The sequence below is a fragment of the Campylobacter concisus genome, assembly GCF_003048405.1.
In the GTDB taxonomy this organism is placed as follows: Bacteria; Campylobacterota; Campylobacteria; order Campylobacterales; family Campylobacteraceae; genus Campylobacter_A; species Campylobacter_A concisus_Q.
The window spans coordinates 519,501-538,792 of the sequence record NZ_PIQS01000001.1; the positions used below are offsets into that span (position 1 = coordinate 519,501).

General features: G+C 36.4%; 14 protein-coding genes, 1 tRNA gene and 2 pseudogenes. 14 read left to right on the forward strand and 3 right to left on the reverse strand.

What is annotated here, in order from left to right; translation table 11 throughout:
• Positions 1–4: 4 nt before the first annotated feature.
• From CVT18_RS02815 to CVT18_RS02870, 12 genes and pseudogenes are all read left to right on the forward strand, one after another.
• Positions 5–1,324: an amidohydrolase gene (locus CVT18_RS02815; RefSeq protein ID WP_087586488.1), complete on the forward strand. Its 1,320-nt coding sequence runs from the start codon at positions 5–7 to the stop codon at positions 1,322–1,324.
• On the forward strand, positions 1,321–2,019 hold the full coding sequence (gene pepE / locus CVT18_RS02820; RefSeq protein ID WP_087586487.1) for a dipeptidase PepE: 699 nt from the start codon (positions 1,321–1,323) through the stop codon (positions 2,017–2,019). The genes CVT18_RS02815 and pepE overlap by 4 nt, the downstream gene beginning before the upstream one ends.
• A gap of 14 nt (positions 2,020–2,033) precedes the next feature.
• On the forward strand, positions 2,034–3,344 hold the full coding sequence (gene dcuC, locus CVT18_RS02825) for a C4-dicarboxylate transporter DcuC (RefSeq protein WP_103628500.1): 1,311 nt from the start codon (positions 2,034–2,036) through the stop codon (positions 3,342–3,344).
• An 11-nt stretch (positions 3,345–3,355) separates the two neighbouring features.
• Positions 3,356–4,579 (forward strand): peptidase T, encoded by a 1,224-nt coding sequence (gene pepT, locus CVT18_RS02830; RefSeq protein ID WP_107824220.1) that lies wholly within the window; start codon positions 3,356–3,358, stop codon positions 4,577–4,579.
• Between the two features lie 59 nt (positions 4,580–4,638).
• Positions 4,639–5,628 (forward strand): argininosuccinate synthase domain-containing protein, encoded by a 990-nt coding sequence (locus tag CVT18_RS02835; RefSeq protein ID WP_103628502.1) that lies wholly within the window; start codon positions 4,639–4,641, stop codon positions 5,626–5,628.
• Positions 5,629–5,733: 105 nt separating this feature from the next.
• Positions 5,734–5,810 (forward strand) — tRNA-Met (locus CVT18_RS02840).
• A 268-nt stretch (positions 5,811–6,078) separates the two neighbouring features.
• On the forward strand, positions 6,079–7,230 hold the full coding sequence (locus CVT18_RS02845) for a Cj0814 family flagellar-dependent secreted protein (RefSeq protein WP_107824221.1): 1,152 nt from the start codon (positions 6,079–6,081) through the stop codon (positions 7,228–7,230).
• A 104-nt stretch (positions 7,231–7,334) separates the two neighbouring features.
• Positions 7,335–9,089 (forward strand): response regulator, encoded by a 1,755-nt coding sequence (locus tag CVT18_RS02850; RefSeq protein ID WP_107824222.1) that lies wholly within the window; start codon positions 7,335–7,337, stop codon positions 9,087–9,089.
• 91 nt (positions 9,090–9,180) lie between these two features.
• Positions 9,181–10,314 carry a Cj0814 family flagellar-dependent secreted protein gene (locus tag CVT18_RS02855; protein WP_103607123.1) on the forward strand — a complete coding sequence of 378 codons (1,134 nt, stop codon included), beginning with the start codon at positions 9,181–9,183 and terminating at the stop codon, positions 10,312–10,314.
• Between the two features lie 12 nt (positions 10,315–10,326).
• Positions 10,327–11,118, forward strand: a complete 792-nt coding sequence (locus tag CVT18_RS02860; RefSeq protein ID WP_413784326.1) for a cell surface protein — start codon at positions 10,327–10,329, stop codon at positions 11,116–11,118.
• A gap of 16 nt (positions 11,119–11,134) precedes the next feature.
• Positions 11,135–12,301: a Cj0814 family flagellar-dependent secreted protein gene (locus CVT18_RS02865; RefSeq protein ID WP_107824223.1), complete on the forward strand. Its 1,167-nt coding sequence runs from the start codon at positions 11,135–11,137 to the stop codon at positions 12,299–12,301.
• A gap of 12 nt (positions 12,302–12,313) precedes the next feature.
• Positions 12,314–13,116: pseudogene (locus CVT18_RS02870) on the forward strand (cell surface protein).
• Positions 13,117–13,197: 81 nt separating this feature from the next.
• On the opposite strand, the gene CVT18_RS02875 reads toward CVT18_RS02870, so the two are convergent.
• Both CVT18_RS02875 and CVT18_RS02880 read right to left on the reverse strand, forming a co-directional pair.
• Positions 13,198–14,034: a polyribonucleotide nucleotidyltransferase gene (locus CVT18_RS02875; protein ID WP_087584840.1), complete on the reverse strand. Its 837-nt coding sequence runs from the start codon at positions 14,032–14,034 to the stop codon at positions 13,198–13,200.
• A 115-nt stretch (positions 14,035–14,149) separates the two neighbouring features.
• Positions 14,150–15,145, reverse strand: coding sequence for a Cj0814 family flagellar-dependent secreted protein (locus CVT18_RS02880; protein WP_234410260.1), 996 nt, complete (start codon positions 15,143–15,145; stop codon positions 14,150–14,152).
• Positions 15,146–15,219: 74 nt separating this feature from the next.
• Between CVT18_RS02880 and CVT18_RS10270 the strand changes: the two are divergent.
• Positions 15,220–17,062, forward strand: a pseudogene (locus CVT18_RS10270) (DUF4368 domain-containing protein).
• Between the two features lie 2 nt (positions 17,063–17,064).
• Here the strand turns inward: CVT18_RS10270 and dcm are convergent.
• Entirely contained in the window at positions 17,065–18,246 is a 1,182-nt protein-coding gene (dcm, locus tag CVT18_RS02900) for a DNA (cytosine-5-)-methyltransferase (protein WP_009495138.1), read from the reverse strand.
• Between the two features lie 102 nt (positions 18,247–18,348).
• Between dcm and CVT18_RS02905 the strand changes: the two genes are divergently transcribed.
• A complete protein-coding gene (locus tag CVT18_RS02905; protein WP_107824225.1) occupies positions 18,349–19,266 on the forward strand; it encodes a type II restriction endonuclease in 918 nt (305 codons plus the stop codon).
• The last annotated feature ends 26 nt before the right edge of the window (positions 19,267–19,292 follow it).

The following is a 19,292-nucleotide window of genomic DNA, read 5'->3' on the forward strand; positions in this document are numbered from 1 at the left end:
ACCTATGGATAAGATAGCAAATTTGGCTCTTTCTTTAAAAGATGAGCTGATCAAGGATCGCAGGTATTTTCACTCACATCCAGAGACTGGCTGGTTTACATTTTTTACAACCGCTGTGCTAGCAAAGAGACTTAGTGATCTTGGTTATGAAATAAGCCTTGGTGACAAAGTCGTTAAAGCTGATGCAAGGCTTGGCCTTGGCTCAAAAGAGCAATGCGAAAAAGCAATAGAAAGAGCCAAAAGACTCCTAAGTCCTGAAGAAGCAAAATATCTTCCTTATATGAAAGATGGACTAACTGGCCTAACAGCCTTCATCGACACAAAAAGACCTGGTAAATTTACAGCATTTAGATTTGATATTGATAGTGTTGATGTGACGGAGAGTGCAGACGCTGATCACAGACCTTGTAAAGAGGGCTTTGGCGCAGATATCGCTGGTATCACCCATGCTTGTGGGCATGATGGTCACATGTCAATAGGTCTTGGTGTGGCAAAACTTATAGCTGAAAATTTAGATGAGTTTAACGGTAAATTTAAATTTATCTTCCAAACAGCAGAAGAGGGCACAAGAGGAGCTGTGGCTATGGAAGCTGCTGGTGTGCTTGATGGTATAGAGTATCTACTGGGTGGTCACATCGGCTTTCAAGCAAAAACCAATAGAGGCATCATCTGCGGGACAAATAAGCTACTTGCAACTTCAAAATTTGACGTACATATCACCGGTCGTTCAGCTCATGCAGCAGGAGCACCTCAAGATGGCGCAAATGCCCTTTTAGCTGCATCTCAAATGGCACTAAGCATGCATGGTATCACAAGACATGCAAAAGGCGTGACTAGGATAAACGTAGGCGTTTTAAAAGCAGGTGAGGGTAGAAACGTCATAGCACCAAACGGCTATCTAGCTTGCGAAACAAGGGGTGAAGACACAAATTTAAATGATTTTATGTATGAAAAATGCATGGATATTGTTAAGGGCGTAAGTGAAATTTATGGCGTAGAGAGCAAAGTCGTAAAAACTGGTGGCACAAATGGAGCCGATAGCGACAAAGAAGTAACTGAAATTTTCTATGAAGCAGCAAAGCAAAGTCCATTTATAGATGATGACAAGATCGTAAAAGAGCTTGATTTTGGTGCTTGTGAAGATTTTGCTCATTTTATGAGAGCTTTGCAAGATAGGGGCGCAAAGAGCGGATACATGATGATAGGAACAAATTTAAAAGCAGGCCATCACAACTGCAAATTTGACTTTGATGAGGAGTGTTTGGTGGCTGGAGTTGATGCCTATTTAAGATCTGCTTACAAATTAAATGGAGTAAAAAAATGAAAAATGCTTTACTAATCAGTGCTTCAAGCTATCAAGATACTGGCTACTTAAGACACTGCAAAAACTGGGTTAAGGAATTTTTAGGTGAATGCGGCAAGGAAGAAATTTTATTTATCCCTTACGCTGGAGTTAGACGAACAAATGACGAGTATGAGCAAAAAGTAATTGATAGATTAAAAAATAGCAATATAAAATCAATCCATCACTACGAGGATAAAATTTCTGCTATCAAAAATGCTAGTAGTATCGCAGTTGGCGGCGGAAATACCTTTATGTTGCTTCACATGCTTTATAAGCTAAATTTAGTCGAGCCTATAAAAGAAGCTGTGGCAAATGGCACAAAATATTTTGGCTGGTCAGCCGGTGCAAATATCGCTGGCAAGACGATGATGACGACAAATGATATGCCTATCATCATGCCAAAGTCATTTGATAGCTTAAATATCTTCCCATATCAGATCAACCCGCACTTCATAAGTGGCAAGCTAGCAGGCCATAACGGCGAGAGCAGAGAGGAGAGGTTGGAGGAATTTTTAATAGCTAATCCAAAAGAGACTATTTACGCTTTGCCTGAAGGTACGGCTCTGCTCATAGAGGGTGGCGAGGCCCAGGTCATAGGACACAGTGAAATTTTAAAATTTGAGTATCAAAAAGAGATAGAAAAAATAGAAGTTGGAACTAAATTTAAAATCTAAGCAAGGAGAGAGGTATGGAAACATTTAAGCTAATTGCTGCCATTCTTGGCATCGCAGCTGTTGTGGCACTTCTTGTCTTAAAAAAAGAGACAAGAACGGTGCTAATAGGTGTTGGTTTGGTGCTTTGTATAATCGCACTAAAACCAATGGGGGCACTAAGTGCTTTTACTGACTATATGACTAAAGCAGGGCTTATAAAAGCTATATGTGCCAGTATGGGTTTTGCTTTTGTTATGAAATATACAATGTGCGATAAACACCTTGTTGCGCTTCTTACAAAGCCACTTAAAAATGTGGGCTTTATCTTGATCCCTGCAACAACCGTGCTAACTTATTTTATAAATATCGCTATTCCTTCAGCTGCAGGATGCTCCGCCGCTGTTGGTGCGACACTTATACCGCTTCTAATGGCCTCAGGTATCCGCCCAGCTATGGCTGGTGCTGCTGTTTTTGCAGGGACATTTGGTGGAGTTTTAAGCCCAGGATCGGCTCACAACGTCTATGTGACTGATCTTGTTAAAAAGACGGTTGAGGGCTACACAGTTCAAGATGTCATAAAAGTGCAAATTCCAAGTGCATTTACTGCTCTTGTTATCGTAGTGATCGCATTAGTTATTGTTGCGATACTACTTAAAGACTATCAAAAAAATACAAATTTCACTCTTGAAAGTAGTGCTGCTAGCGAAGAGAAGCCACTATTTAAAGTAAATTTCATCTACGCCATTATGCCTCTAGTTCCACTTGTTATCTTGGTTATTGGTGGAACAAGCCTTGCGAAAGATTATAGCTTTCTTGCGTGGACAAAGATGGGCGTTGCTGAGGCGATGATACTAGGTGCTATCATAGCTATTTTTGCTACGCTTACAAATCCGCAAAAGATCACAAAAGAATTTTTTAACGGAATGGGCCACGCTTATGCTGATGTTATGGGTATCATCATCGCAGCTGGTGTCTTTGTCGCTGGCCTAAAGGCATGTGGAGCCGTTGATGTGGTCATCGCATGGCTAAAAACAGATCAAAGTTACGTTAAATTTGGCGGAACGTTTGTGCCATTTATCATGGGTATAGTTACAGGTTCAGGCGACGCCGCTACATTTGCATTTAACGAAGCTGTCACAACAAACGCCGCTGCACTTGGCTTTGAGCAAGATAAGCTTGGTATGGCCGCAGCTATTGCTGGTGCTTTAGGTAGATCGGCTTCCCCGATCGCTGGTGCTGCTATCGTTTGTGCAGGCATTGCGATGGTTAGTCCAGTTGAAATCGCTAAAAGAACATTTTTAGGTATGTTTATCTCTGTTGTAGCGATTGCATTTTTTGTCATCTAAAAGGATGAAAAATGGATATCGTAGAGAGGTTTTTAAACTACACAAAATTTAACACTACAACAAATAAAGAGAATGGACTAAAAGGTGTCATGCCTTCTAATCCAACCGAGTACGAGCTGGCTAAGTTTTTAAAAGAAGAGCTTAGCTCGCTAGGCATAAAAGATATCATCTTACAAGATAATGCTATCTTGATAGCAAAAATTCCTGCAAACTGTGAAAATGCTCCAAGTATCGCCTTTTTTGGGCACTTAGATACAAGTAGTGAGCAAAAAAATGATACTAAAGCCAAGATAGTAAAATACACAGGTGGTGACATCTGCCTAAACGAAGAGCAGAGCATTTATCTAAAATTTAGTGACAACCCAGAGCTTAAAAAATACGTTGGCGACGATATAGTCGTGACTGATGGTACTAGTCTGCTTGGGGCTGATGATAAGGCGGCGATCGCAAGTATCGTAAATATGGCTAGCTATTTTATGCAAAATCCTGATGTAAAGCACGGCAAAATCGTGATCTGCTTCGTGCCAGATGAAGAGCAGGGCTTGCTTGGTGCAAAGGCGCTTGATGTAAATTTGCTGGGAGCAGATTTTGGCTACTGCCTAGACTGCTGCGAGATAGGCGAGCTAATATATGAAAACTGGAATGCGGCTGACTGCACAATGGTCTTTAAAGGCGTTTCGGCTCATCCAATGAATGCAAAGGGTAAGCTTGTAAATTCGCTACTTCTTGCGCATAAATTTATCTCGCTTTTGCCAGGCGGCGAAGTGCCAGAGTGCACCGAGGGCAAAGAGGGCTATTTCTGGGTGAAAGAGCTTAGCGGAAATAGTGCGAAAACAACTCTTAAGATCGATATAAGAGAATTTGACGAGATTAAGTTTCAAAAAAGGCTTGAGTTCTTAAGCGATATGGCAAATTCTTTTAACAAAATTTATGGTGAGCGTTGTGAGATTACGCTAAAAACACGCTATGAAAACGTCTTTAAATTTTTAAAAGACGAAAACTCACTTCCGATAAAACTAGCAAAAGATGCCTTTAGCGAGCTAAATATCACGCCAAATATAAAGCCGATGCGTGGTGGATATGACGGCGCTGTGATATCTGCAAAAGGTGTGCCAACGCTAAATTTATTCACAGGGGCAAATAACTTTCACTCCGTCTTCGAGTATTTGCCAGTTAGCAGTCTAAAAGCTGCTAGCGAAGTCATCAAAAAAATCGTAATTAACGCTGCTAAATAAACTTCATAAAAGCCTAGATTTAGTAAATTTAGGCTTTAAATTTTACTTTCAGGATAAGAATGAAGGCTTTAGCTTTGTTTAGCGGAGGGCTTGATAGCATGCTCTCAATGAAATTAATAAGTGATCAAAACATCGAAGTGGTCGCACTTTATATGGATACTGGATTTGGCGTAGATGAAGAAAAACATGAAATTTTAAGACGCCGTGCAGCTTTGGCCGGAGCTAGCTTAAAAGTGGTTGATATGAGAAATGAGTATCTTCGTGATGTGCTTTTTAACCCAAAATACGGCTATGGCAAGCAGTTTAACCCTTGTATTGATTGTCACGGATATATGTTTAAAACAGCTCTAAATATGCTAAAAAGTGAAAATGCAAATTTCATCATTACGGGCGAAGTTTTGGGTCAAAGACCGATGAGTCAGCGTAGGGACGCACTCTTTCAGGTTAAGCGCCTAGCTGATGACGAGGATGATCTAGTGCTTCGTCCGATGTGCGCTAAGCTCTTGCCACCAACTAAGCCAGAGCGCGAGGGCTGGGTCGATAGAGAGAAGCTGCTTGATATAAGCGGGCGCGATAGAAAGCCGCAGCTTGCTTTGGCAAAGGAATTTGGCTTTGAGGACTTTGCAACGCCTGGGGGCGGATGTTTGCTAACGATCGAGAGTTTTGCTGTGAAGATAAAGGATTATCTAAATTTTGATAAAGAGATGCGAGATATCGATGTAACGTGGCTAAAACTTGGTAGGCATCTGCGCTTGCCAGATGGTGCAAAAATGATAATAGGACGTGACGAGAGCGATAATAACGCTCTTTTAGCGCATCCAAATGATAAATTTGATCAAGTAAATTTTAAAGAGAGTGATGACATCGTAGGAGCCGTTAGCTTCATAAGCAAAAATGCTAGTAAAGCTGATAAAGAGCTAGCTGCAAGGCTTGCATTAGCTTATACAAAAGCAAGCAGAGAAAATAAATTTGAAGTTAGCATCGATAGCGAGAAATTTAGTATCACACCCGAGGATAAATCTCTAGCTCAAAATTATTTCGTAAAATAGATATTTTATCGATTCTTGGTGCTTTTACTTTGTGTTTGTAGATAAAGATGGTTTTTATCTACAAATAAGTTTAAAAATTATATAATCCGAAACTTATTTTAAAGTGTCACGGTAGCTCAGCTGGTTAGAGCGCTGGTCTCATAAGCCGGAGGTCGGGAGTTCAAGTCTCCCCCGTGACACCATAGATGTCCTACTTATCGATACTTTAACTGCCCTTTTTGCAGTTTCCCTTTCTTTAAAATTTCCTAAAAGTATGGTACAGTTTTTATAAAAAGTGGTACATTTTTTCAGGATAGATTTATTTTACAAGATGATTTCTATAAATTTGCTTTTATTTTTACTGATAGATAAAATTTTTATCTCAAAGTGAACAAACTTAAATTTATCTCACTCTTAAATTTTCGGCACAACTTTTGCTTACTCTTTGAAGCTAAATTCAAGGAGTAAGCTATGAAAATCTCTTATAACTCCATCTTAACAAAACAACACTACCAAAAACATACAAAAAGCGAAGGCTTTGCAAGCTTCTTACCTAACACTACAAATATAAATTCAATCAGCCAAACCACTACTCCTAAAAATGACTTTGTTTCATCTAGTAGTATCGACTCTCTTTATCAGGCTAAATTTACTTCACAAGAGGGTTACGGATATAGTGTAGATGCTAAAGGATTTATGGGGGTTGATTTTAACAAGGCTGCAGGCCTGCCACAGGACTTTAAAATCCACAAAAGCACACTTGATGCGATAGTGCTGCACAATCAAAAGCACCCAAATAGTATAAATTTTTCAATGGAAACAAAAAAAGATAATGCGCTCTTTGGAGAGGATAGTTTTGCAAATATCGATCTAGCAAATACCATCAAGCAATACTATAAAATTTTTGATCAAATTTCAGCTGGAGTTATTAGTAAAGGTAAAGAGTTTTACTCAAATGAAGATCTAGCAAAGATGCCAAAGGGCTACTTTTCAAAAGATAAAAAAATAGAGCATTATGAATACCTAATGGGTAGGATGACTAGCGATGAGCTAGATGGGCTAACTGATAGGAGTAATGAGAAGGTAACTCATATCTTTAGGACAACTCAAGAGGCAGAAGATGCACATAGGCTGTGGGATGATCTAAGCGATATAAATGTAGAAGTTAATGGAAATTTCCTTGACTTTTCTCCAGAAGTGATGACAACTGAGCATACTATCCCTTATATGTGGGTTAGTAGTGCTGGATATGACTTTAAGCCTGATATGTCTGTATATGACAATGAACAAGGCTATACAAAGGAGCAAATCTTTGTAGCATTTTTAAAAAACGAGCAAGGTCTTGTGCTGCAAGGTGGTACAACAAGGATAACCGATGAGGCTCGCAATGTATATAGAGACAAACTCATACTTACAAAGCAAGATAGAAGCGAGATAGGCATACCAAAGGCTTATTATGATGAGATACTATCTGGTAAGAAAGATCTAAAAGATATACTAGCTAGGATTTTAAAGCTTAGAAATTTAGAGCTTAAAAAAGATCAAACGCTTGAGGGGCTAGCAAATAAAATAATGGACGTTTTAAAAGAATTTGATGAGAGGACGAAGACAAGAGAGCTTTAAAAATATAACATAGTAGGCATTCGCTCTAAGCCCTTTTAGCCCCCATACTACTAAACATTTTTTATATTTGCCGATATAAGCTATATATTTTAAAAGGATTTAAAATGACGATATCACCAAATTTAGAGCCCATAAATATAAATCTACCCAAAGATATGATCTATTCAAGGGTCCTTCTTGGTGTAGATAGAGTGCAAACTTTAGACAACATAAATTTAAAGTCTGAGCTTAAAGACATCGCTACTAAGCTCATCTCAAATAGCACCTACTCTATCATCCAAAGTGCTAGCACCAGTGGCGTGAAGTCAGAGTATGCTAAAGCAGACAACGGAACAAACGATGCTTTTTCTTACGTGGATATCCAGCGGAGAAACTGGGACAAAAAGGACTTTGAAAACAAATATCTCTTTGGCGAAGATGCCTCAGCACTAAGGAAAGTGGATCAAACTAGCACCTATTTTTCATCTATAAATTCAAAAACTCCCATTAAGCCCATTGCGGCAGCAGATACTAAATTTACAAATTTAAATGACTACGCCTATGAAAAAACGATAAAAACTTCACTGGGTGATGTAGAGGTCTTTTTGGATCTTTATAACGATAATGACAAACTAGGCATAGGCAAGCTAGATGCAAATGGATTTTTATTTAACTTTGATAGCAACAAGGACGGAGTGATAAATTCTGGTGATAAATACTTTGATAAGCTAAAAGTTAGAGGCTACGATAAAGACGGAAATGAGAAAATTTTCAAACTAAGCGAAGTTGTAAGCGAGATAAACCTTAACGACTTTATCAAAAAAGATATTAGAAATTTAAGCCATGAGGCTATGGACTTTGCTAGCAAAAACACGGTTGATTACAGAGTTAGTTTAAATAACTCAAACCCTTATACTCTATTTTCAGCCGAATATCGCTACCAAAAGATAGACAAAGAAGAGACTAATAAATTTTTCAAAGACCATGCAGACAAAGACGGCTGGGTAGATCTTAGGGATAATAAGATATTTAACGAAGAGAGCGGCTTAAATAACTTTGCCTATGAGAAAGTTGGCTTTGACGGCAAGAAAAAGCTTAGCGAGTTTAACCCTATCATAAAGCCTTCTGGGCCTAAACAAGATGAGAGCTTTTCATACGCAGGCTATCAAAAAGATAGCTTTATGAAATTTTATAACGACTACCAAAAAGAGTCTAGCGCTCACAGCAAAGACGTAGAGTGGATAAGCAAAAATTTAAAAGAAAATGATGTAGAAGACGCAGATGATCTCATCTCAAAGCTAAAAGTCACAAAGTCATCTTATATAATCGCTATGGAGAGTGAGTTTGAAAAAGCGACTGGACTGGAGTTTAGCCTAGAAAATTTAGAAAGAGCAAAGCATGCTTTTGAGAGTGATACTAGCAAGGCAGCAGCTGCGCTAAAGGACACAGACAGCGTAATAGCTATGAAGCTAAACAAAAATGGCACGATCACGCTTAAATTTGATAGCGGAAGAGAGCTAGAGGTAAAAGAAATTTATAGCGACACTGGCAAGCTAATCAGCAAAGATGACAAGGATAGCAAAAGAGCAAGTATAAATTTAGATGCTAAGAGCATGAATGATGTAGAGCTAAATAGACTTGACTTTAAAGATATAGGCATAAAGCAAGATGAGAAGATATCTAGCCTAAAAGAGCTTGGAGCAAAGCTGGTTAAAAACCTCTCTGATAAATTTACAAGCAAATTTCTGATCGGACTTGAAAACGGCAAAAGCATCACCACCAAAGAAATTTACAACATCACCTATCTTGAAAATGACCTAAACTTTAAAGAACTATCTAGTAAAGATAGGCTTTATAAAAAGATAGATGCGAGAGTTTAGGAGTAAATTTATGCAGACTAAAAACCCTTTGCAAAATAAATCTTTTTACAAAAAAGACGATATCTTTAGCATGAAGCTAAAAGGATATTAGATGATAAACGCACTTGGTAGCTACCCCTTAAATTTAGAACAGAGCATAAAGGTATCAACCAAAGTTGCCACCAACCAAACCAGCTCAGAGGTTTTAGGCTACAAGGTAGATAAGGATGGTTATTTTACAGATGAGTTTAACAAGCAAGCTGGCATACCAATTGATTATAAAATTCACTCAAGTACACTGGAGTCGTTAGTCAGATCAAACGACATAATAGACCCAGACATCAAGAATTTTAAAAGTATCGATATAGCTAAAACAGTTGGCAACGCTTATAGGTTGCTAGCTCAAGTGGTTGGCGAAGATACACTAAGCTCAAAGGACAGCTTTAGCGCAGAAGATATAAGAAATTTCCCTCAAGGCTTTTCTTATGATCGTCAAAGTCTGCAAGTAGATCAAAGATATGCTAGTGCTAGTGAGTATTCTGCGGTAGAAGATAGCTTTGTGCATACGCCAACAAAGACCATAAGCACGCTCTTTTACAATGGCTCTTTGTCTATTGCGGCAGATAAGCAGATACATCCAAAAAACGTAACATACATCTTTAACAACGCAAATGGCGGTAAAGAAAACACGGTCATTGGTATATTTATGGATCCACACGGAGAAAAATACACTAACAAAGATGGCTCCATAACTAAAGGTGGTCTTATAGCTGGCGTGCTAAATCACAACCTAGACATATACGAGGGCGAAACCACTGCGATAGGCAAATATGGCGGCTATGATAAAAACATCAACACAAAAGAATTTCAAAGGTCATTTAATGCCTTTAACGCTATGTGGCAAATGGCTTATGGGGTAAATTTCTCAAAAGCAGATGATGGTGCTGTCTCTATGCTGCCTGATTATATGCAAGATTATGTGAGACACAGACAAAGCCTTGATAAATTTAGCGACCAAGAAGACGAACTCTCATTTAAAAAGATGATGGAGCATAATCTAAAAATGCTAAAGCTACTCTTTGGTGAGATAGATAAAGATGGCAAAAAGAGCAAAGACTTTATGGATAGCTTTTTAAAATTTAGTATGCCACCTTTAAATTTAGTAAAAGAGCTAAATGAAAACCCAGCTGGAAAATACCTAATAGATATGCTTGGTATAAAAAGAGATGTTGATATAAAGGCATAAAGGGGAGTTGAAATGTTTATTACTACCTATAATGGATCGATGCAATATAAAGAAATTTTAGATGACTACATAGCTCATGGCAATAAAAATTTATCTGCAGAAGATGAGAAAGCTAAAGTTGATGCTTATATGCAAGGATCATTTGGTGTTGGACTAGATAAGATAATCGGTATAGAAGAAGGAACGGAAGACTGGATAACAAAAACCATAGATAAAATAGATAGTATGCTATCAAACAAATACACCCCAGAAGAGCGAAGAGCTCTATACGGAAAATATCCAGAAACCATAGAAAAAGCGATAGATTGGGAACTTCAAGGCTATATGGATTTTCTGAGGGATAACTCTATAGACGGCAAACCAACAATAGAAGGTAAGATGATAGGTCTTGGTACAAAAGAAGAAGAGGCCGATCTAAGAGCATTTATGGACAGTATGTCTTCTCTTTATCCAAATAATAACAAGGAGTCTCTTAGTCTTTTAAGTAGAACTGATCTAAGCATAGAAGAGTTTAAGACTTTATTTGCCAAAGCAAGAGAAAAAGCAACAAAGGATGTTGAAGAACAAAGAAAGCAGATAATTAAGGAAGAGCAAGAATACAATGCAAATTTTGCTAAAGAGCAAAATGAGAAGACATTTAAACCTATGCAGGTTAAAAAGAAGTATGAGACCTATGATATAAACAAGGATCAAAAATTTCTCTACGCAAGAGAGCTTTTAAATTTCAAAGAAAAAAGAGGCATAGATGTCTTAGAGCTTATGCAAAAGATAGATAAGAAGCAAATTTTAAATAAGATGGTTTAAATTTAAAGGATCTAAGATGATAAACACACTTGGTAGCTACCACTTAAATTTAGAGCAGAACATAAAGGTATCAACCAAAGTTTCTACCAACCAAACCAGCTCAGAGGTTTTAGGCTACAAGGTAAATAAGGATGGCTACTTTACAGATGAGTTTAATAAACAAGCTGGCATCCCAAGTGATTATAAAATTCACTCAAGCACGCTGGAGTCGTTAGTAAATGTTGCAGAGGGGACATCGTTTTTTAGTCGCACCTTTAAAAGCATAGATATAGCAAAGACTGCTGGCAATGCCTACAAAATCCTCTCACAAGTAGTTGGCGAAGATACATTAAATTCAAAGGATAGCTTTAGCTTAGACGAGATAAGAAATTTCCCTCAAGGCTTTTCTTATAACCGCCAAAGTATGCAAGTAACTAAAATCCATAACTCCATTCATGAATTTGGCTCGGCTGCGGCTGATTTTAACGGCAAAGAGTCAAATAAGCAGATGATAAGCACGCTTTTTTTCAACCCAAGCTTTAATGGTGGAGATGGCAGGCAGCCACTAAAGCCAACAACAGATATCTTTAACAATAACAATGGCGGCAAAGAGAGTGTAGGCAGTGGTGTTTTTATCGATCCGCATGGAGAGAAATACACTAATAAAGATGGCTCTATAACTAGAGGCGGGCTTTTAGCAGCCGTCATAAATAGCAACCTTGACGTCAAAGAAGGTGAAACCACCGTTTTTGGAAAGAAGCAAGGCTTTGATAAGAGCGTAGATAGTAAAGAATTTAGTAGGGCATTTGAGCTATTTGAGCTTATGGGTGAGATGAAATTTGGAGCAAATTTCAACAAAGCAAGCGACTCTGATCTAGCTGGTATGCCTGAATACATGCAAGAGTATGTTAAGTATAAAAGAGACCTTGTCTATGTAGATCTAACGACTGGGTTTGTTGGTAAGTATTCAGATGAAGAAGACGAACTATCATTTAAAAAGATGATGGAGCATAATCTAAAAATGCTAAAGCTACTCTTTGGTGAGATAGATAAAGATGGCAAAAAGAGCAAAGACTTTATGGATAGCTTTTTAAAATTTAGCATGCCGCCTTTAAATTTAGTAAAAGAGCTAAACGAAAACCCAGCTGGAAAATATCTAGTAGATATGCTTGGTATAAAAAGAGATGTTGATATAAAGGCGTAAGGGGGAGTTAAAATGATAACTAGCATAAACGGACCTAGCAACACACCGATACAAGATAACACTATCCAAAAAGAAAATGCAACAGAAAATATAACCAAAGAAGGTAAGCAAGACAAAAACGCTACCGAAGAAAAATTTGACTACTCAAAGAATCTTTTTAAACCCTGGAGCGAAACTATAAAAGAATTTATAGATATAGACAAAAGTAAAGAGGGCTGGATAGCAGATACTATAAATCGAATTGATAATATGCTATCTAATTACACCATTCAAGAAAGACGAGCTCTATCAGCAAAAAGAGAGCCAGAAAACATGGAAGAATTTAGAGTTCGCGAACTCCAAGATTACATGGACTGGTTGCTTACAAACTCTATAGACGGCAAACCAACGATAGTTGGTAAAATGGTTGGTCTTGGCACAGCAGAACAAGAGGCGGAACTAGAAGCTTTTGTAAAATCATTTTCTGAAGACACAATGATGAGTAATGATGGTGCTGCTTTGTTTGTTAGAGCTGATCTAAGTATAGAAGAGTTTAAAAAGCTTTATAGAGAAGATGTAGAAAAAACTACGAAAGAGCATAAAGAATTTCTAACTAAACTACACAAAGAAGAACAAGAATACAATGCAAATTTTGCCAAAGAGCAAAATGAGAAGAAATTTAAACCTATGCAGGTTAAGAAGAAGTATGAGACCTATGATATAAACAAGGATTCTATGCAAGAGAGCTTTTAAATTTCAAAGAAAAAAGAGGCATAGACGTCTTAGAGCTTATGCAAAAGATAGATAAGAAGCCAATTTTAAATAAGATGGTTTGATGAATAAAACAGAATGAGGATAATCCTCTATCTTGTCATAGGATGACTTAGTGGCGGCTTGCGCTAAATACAAAGATAAATTTAAACCTTTTTATCGACAACCTTTTTACCATTTTCTTCAAGTTTTTGCATGATACGAAGCACATCGATACCTCGTTCTCTCTCAAGTTCTTGAAGCTTAAGTAAATATGAGAATTTCTCATCCTTAGTAATGTCATAAGTTTCAGTGTTTTTGCTTTCAGCTTGGATGGGAGTAAATTTTTTCTCTTTGGTGTCGTCTTTTTCTTCTTCAACGCTCTCTATATCCTGAAGACCTTTTTCATTCATCTCTTTTAGTATATTGACAGCATTTTTGGCATCTTCGCCAGATAAAGTTATGTTAAACCGCTCTTTTAATGCATATTTAGCCCACTCCTCTTTAAACTCATCAACGCTCATATCGCTATCAAGCAGATCAACAGTCCTTGAGTTTTGCATAAATAGCAGTTGTCGATCGCCACTATATTCATTTAAAAATTCATTTACAGTGTATGGGATATCTCTTAAAATTTTTGGCTTATCACTGTCTGGTTTTGCTTGCTGACCTTGTATATACTCTACAAACAAACCCTTGCTTTCATTTATGAAATTTTTAAGATCTGATAGCTGCTCGCTTGTAAAATCAGGATCATAGCCTCTAAGCTTTCCTATGATAGTGACTTTTGCTTCATCGCCTTTTGTAAAGCCAGATAGTGGATATATGTGTCTATCGTAAGCCGCAGCTTGAGCTTTTCTATCAAGCCTTGCGTATTTAGGAAAGCTCATACCATATCCCATGTCGTTACTAAGTATCTCGTTAATATCGTTAAATTTAAACCCCATCTCACTAGCTATGTGTTCTCTAGACAGATAAGGATATGGCGAGCTAGAAATTTGCATTTTACTATCCTTAGTAAATTTTAAACTACTCAACGATTTTCAAAATTTGTTTGAGTAAGGTTTTTCTTTGATTTAAATCGACCTTTCAACAATTTAGTTTATATATAGCCTATCTCTACACAAAAGTATTGCTGATAGCGCTTATCCTCCCACTCCAAGAATTTGCTAGAGAATTTATATCCTCGCTAGTTGGCTTAAATTTCTCATATTCGTTTGAGGTAACACTTTCTGCGCTAGTGTTCTTTGATCTTGCATACATTAAAAGAGTTAGCTCTTTAAGTCTTTCTTTTATGAGCGCTTTTATGCTCTCACTATCTTTACCCACTTTTTCAAAATCCACAAAGTACTCTTTATGCTCTCCAGTGCTTGAGATATCATTTAAGGCAGCGCTACTTAGCTTAGTCTTTGCACTATCACTTGGTAGCGGTCTAGAGCTGCGCAAAAATCCCATAAAAAGAGCCTCTTTACTGTAACCTTCATCTGCTTGATATACCGACATATCAGGGTTAAAGCTAAACTCATCACCTGCTTCGCTCATCGTAAAATCAACCTCTTTTACTATGAGCCTAACGCCTGCACTTGAAAGCTCTTTACTTATAGACTTAGCGCTATTTAGCTCATCAGTGCTAGAGTAGATGTTTGAGATAGTAGAGTTTGATAGATCTTTTAGTAGGTGTCCTTTGGCATCGTAGCTAGTGCCTTTTGTGCTGTAGCCTTTTGGTAGTTTGCCTATATCTGCAAGGGTGTAGCTCTTTTTATCATCACCTAAGGCAGAGGTCATTTGGTCAAATAGTCTGTAGTAGTGCTTTATGGTGTCAGCCATATCAATATTATCAAAGATCTTTATCTGCTCGTCCTTGCTCTTGATGCGATTTAGCACATGGTTGCGCTCGGCAAATCTATTAAGTTCATCAAGCGTGCTTTTATGGATTTTAAAGTCCTTTGGCAAACCTGCTGCTTTGTTAAAATCAGCTCCCATAAAGCCAGCTTTATCTACTGTGTAGCCATAAGCTTGAAGGTCATTAAAATTTAAAGAGCTGAGACTATTTTGTGAAGAAGTAGTATAAGTAAATTTAGCTGGCTCTTGGAGTAATAGAATTAAGGAGAACACTTAATCACTATATTAGTGAAATATGTACTTCTTAATTCTTTTTTATTTAAGAAACTAAGAGAAAGGGGGTAAAAATGAGGAATTATGAAAAGATAACAGCACTCTATGAGAGATTAAGTCGTGATGATGAACTTCAAGGAGAAAGCAATTCTATTGTAAATCAAAAGAAAATCCTTGAAGAATATGCAGGTAAAAATAATTTAAGCAACATCATACATTTTACAGATGATGGAATAAGCGGAACACAGTTTGATAGACCGGGCTTTATGGCAATGATGAACGGAGTTAATCAAGGTAATATAATAGGTTGTATAATCGTAAAAGATATGAGTAGACTTGGCAGAGACTATCTTAAAGTCGGTCAATGTATGGAAATCTTAAGACAAAAGGGAGTTAGGCTCATTGCTATCAATGATAATGTAGATAGCTTTTATAGAGAAGATGATTTTACCCCTTTTAGAAATATTATGAATGAATGGTATACAAGAGATACTTCAAGAAAAATACAATCTACATTCAGGTCAAAGGGGGAAAGCGGAAAGCATACGGCAAGCTCTCCACCTTATGGATATATCAAAGATGAAAAAGACAAAGATAAGTGGATTGTAGATGAAAAAGCAGCGGAGATAGTAAGGAGAATATTCAATCTGACCATGCAAGGCAATGGTCCGTATCGAATAGCAAAGATATTGGAAAGTGAAAAAGTAGATATACCTGCTTACCATCAGCAAAAATTAGGATATGGACTACATCAAAGCAAAGTGTTTGAACATCCTTATCGTTGGTGCAGTTCTACAATTGTAAGTATCTTAAAGAAACAGGAATATTTAGGTCATACTGTAAACTTCAAAACAAGAAAGCATTTCAAGGATAAGAAAAGCAAATATGTATCTGAAGAAAACTGGCTGATATTTGAAAATACCCACGAGGCAATTATAGACCAAGAAACCTTTGATAATGTGCAAAGGATAAGAGGAAATGTAAAAAGGTATCCCGATGGTTGGGGAGAATATCACCCTTTAACTGGGCTTATGTATTATGCAGATTGTGGCAGTAAAATGTATGTTCATAGAACAAGTAATTACAAAAATATTCCCTACTACACTTGCAGTGCTTACACGAAAGTACCCTGTGGAACGCTTTGTCCATCTACTCACAGGATAAAAGCGGAAGCAGTCTTAAACCTTATACAGGAAACCTTAAAAGACATTAAAAAATATCTTGATGAAGATCACGAAGCCTTTATCCGTTCCATTTAAAATGAAATGGAAGAAAAGGAAAAAGTAGAGATAGAAAAGAAAAAAATAAGATTAATGGAAAGTAAAAACAGGCTTCAGGAACTTGAACGATTGATGTGCCGTATTTACGAAGATATGATACTTGAAAAAATACCAAGTAATAGATATGAGATACTTAACAGTCAATATGAAACAGAGCAAATAGCTTTAAGCAAAGAAATTAAAGACTTAGAGTTTGCAATATCAAGATATGAAAAAGAAACAGATAAGGCGAAAAAGTTTATATCTCTAATAAGCCGATATGAAAATTTTGATGAACTTACAACTACAATGATAAATGAGTTTGTAGAAAAGATTATTGTTCATGAAAGGAATAGAAAAGGTAGTCAAACATCAAAGCAAAAAAATAGAGATATATTTTAATTTTATCGGTAACTATGAGCCACCAAAAGAAGAATTGACTGAAGAAGAAGAAAGATTAAAAATTGAGGAAGAAAAGAGAAAAATCAAGGAAAGAAAAGATAGACTTCATCAAAACTACTTAAAGCGTAAAGTAAATGGAAAACAACAGGAATATGAGGAAAGGTATAAGGCAAGGAGAGAACAGAGAAAACAAGAAAAATTAAAGGTTCTGAAAAGGGCAGGTATACAAGTTAATAAGTTAGAAAAAAGAGATTGAAGTTAGTCAATCTCTTTTTTAGTACAGGTATCAAGTATATCAATTATGTTATTTGCAATTGCATGGATAACAGTAACGGCAACAGAATTACCAAACTGTTTGTAACTTTGAGTATCACTTACAGGAATGATATAGTTTTCGGGGAAGCCTTGAAGTCTTGCAGCTTCACGAGGTGTTAGTTTTCGTGGATTTTTTCCTTTTTGCTCAATAAGTATTTCACTCCCGTCTTTATAATATCTTGCAGATAATGTATTTGTATAAGGACTGTTTTCATTGAACAATGTGTAACCAAATCCATTTCCCTTTATTTTATGTTCTTTCTTTCGTCGTTGATGACCTTGCCAAAGTGCATTTGAAATGGTGTATTTAGTATCAACATTTTGCTCTAAAATATTTCCCACAGAAACATCTGGGCAGGGAGGAATTGGAAAAGAAAAATCTTTATAGTTATCTATTTTATCCTTATCAAATCCAACAATGTAAATACGCTCTCTATTTTGTGGAACACCGAAGTCTTTTGCTTTAAGTATAATAGAATGAACATCGTAGTTTAAATCCTTTAATGTTTTTTCTATTGTTTTATAGGTACGACCTTTATCGTGAGATTTTAGGTTTTTGACATTTTCAAGAAGAAATGCCTTAGGTCGTTTCTCTTTAATAATTCTTGCAATTTCAAAAAATAATGTTCCACGAGTATCTTCAAAACCAAGCTTTTTACCGGCTTGACTAAATGCTTGACAAGGAAAACCACCGACAATAATATCATGATTAGGAATATCTTTTTCAGATATTTTTGTAATATCTCCAAAAGGAGTTTCACCAAAATTTGCCTTATATGTTTTTACTGCAAATTTATCAATTTCACTACTGAATACGACATTTGTTTTACCTGTTTGGTAAAATCCAAGCCTTGTACCACCAATTCCGGCAAATAAATCAATGATTTTATAGGGGGCATTTTCATTATTAGGGAAAGGTACTTTTTCAGGAAATGATAAAATATGTTTCAGCTCAATGGACGATGGCTGACTTTCTCCATTTTCCCATCTGCGAATTGTCCTATCTCCGAATTTGGACATACCAACAGCATCAGCTAATTCTTTTTGAGTCATTTGTAATCTGATACGCTTATTTTTTATTAAAATAGCAGGGGAATTATCTATGATTTGTGGTATAATATTCATATATATTCTCCTTTTTATATATGTTATTTCAAGGACTAACTGTCCTCTATTTGACACTATTGTACCATATAGAAGAAAATTTTTCAAGAAAGGAAAAGAGTTATGGCAAATATTTCTCTTGATGAATATAAAAACTTAGTTAAAGAAAAAAGGAAAGAAGGCTTTAAACAGCCTTATGACTTAGTTTATGATAATTTTATTACATTAGGATACGACAAAGTCCCTAAAGAATTCTTTTTAAGTAATGCAAGTGAAGTTGTTGAAAAACTTAGAAATAGCTGTTGGAGTGAATTTCAGCCATTAGAAAAAGACTTTACTTCAAAAATGCTAAAAGAGTTAGTTGATGATGAGTATATCAAAACTCTTACACCAATAGAGGCAATTACTTGGTTTGTGGAAGAATTTCCGGAACATATATATGCTTTGACTTTGTCAAATACTCAAAGTAGGAGGAGTAGAGCAGGTAAAGAATTTGAAAGTATTATAGAACTCATTTTGATTGGTGCAGGGATTCCACTTGACAGTCAAGGTAATATAGGTAAACAAGAGTTTGTCAATAAAGGTCTTGGTAAATTGGTAGATTTAGTTTCTCTGGGTGTTTTAGAATACATTGTAAATAAGAGAAATACTGTCTTAATTAGTGCAAAAACCACATTAAGAGAAAGATGGCAAGAAGTACCTGAAGAAATGGGAAGAACAGGTGCAAGAGAAATGTTTTTAGCAACTCTTGATACTTCTATTAGCTCTGATGTATTGAACACTCTATATGAGGCTAATATACAAGTTACAACAACAAAAAATATAAAAGAAACATATTATTCCGATAATGAAAGGGTATTAACCTTTGAAAAGTTGGTTGAAATATGTTTAGACAATGTTTCTCATTGGAAAAATTTCAACTACACAGTAGAACAAAATGAGCAAATGATAGAGCTTATCACTAAGCAAATTGAAAAACACCAAAATCATAAATTTGTAGAAGAATATTATGATGAGAGATTAAAAAACATAAAGAAGTAGACAAATTAGAATTTGTCGGTATATCA